The sequence below is a fragment of the Microbacterium sp. Leaf351 genome, assembly GCF_001423825.1.
In the GTDB taxonomy this organism is placed as follows: domain Bacteria; phylum Actinomycetota; class Actinomycetes; order Actinomycetales; family Microbacteriaceae; genus Microbacterium; species Microbacterium ginsengisoli.
Genome location: NZ_LMPK01000036.1, coordinates 112,243 through 112,718 on the forward strand (window position 1 = coordinate 112,243; position 476 = coordinate 112,718).

The 476-nt window shown below is 67.6% G+C and carries 1 pseudogene; it reads left to right on the forward strand.

The features are described 5' to 3' along the window. Positions 1-16 precede the first annotated feature (16 nt). Positions 17-476: pseudogene (locus tag ASG00_RS18515) on the forward strand (shikimate 5-dehydrogenase); the annotation flags it as partial.

A 476-nucleotide genomic window follows, 5' to 3' on the forward strand; every position in this document is an offset into this window, starting at 1 on the left:
AGAGCAGAATGGCCAGGTGCCGATCCTCAACAAAGACATGTCGCTGTGCATCTCCCTCTCCGCCCGCCCGTCGAACATCGGCACGCGGTTCCACAACTTCCTCTACGACGAGCTCGGACTGAACTTCGTCTACAAGGCGTTCGCCCCCACCGACATCACGGCCGCCATCCAGGGCGTGCGAGGGCTCGGCATCCGCGGGTGCTCGGTGTCGATGCCCTATAAGGAGGCGGTGATCCCCCTCGTCGACGTGGTCGAGGAGTCCGCAGCGGCGATCGCGTCGGTGAACACGATCGTCAACGACGACGGCGTGCTGACGGCGTCGAACACCGACTACGAGGCGGTCGCGTCGCTTCTCGCGAGCCACGCCGTCGACCCGGCGCTGCCGGTCGTCGTGCGCGGCTCCGGGGGCATGGGGAAGGCGGTGATCGCGGCGTTCCGCGGTGCCGGGTTCGACGACGTCACCGTGCTCGCCCGCA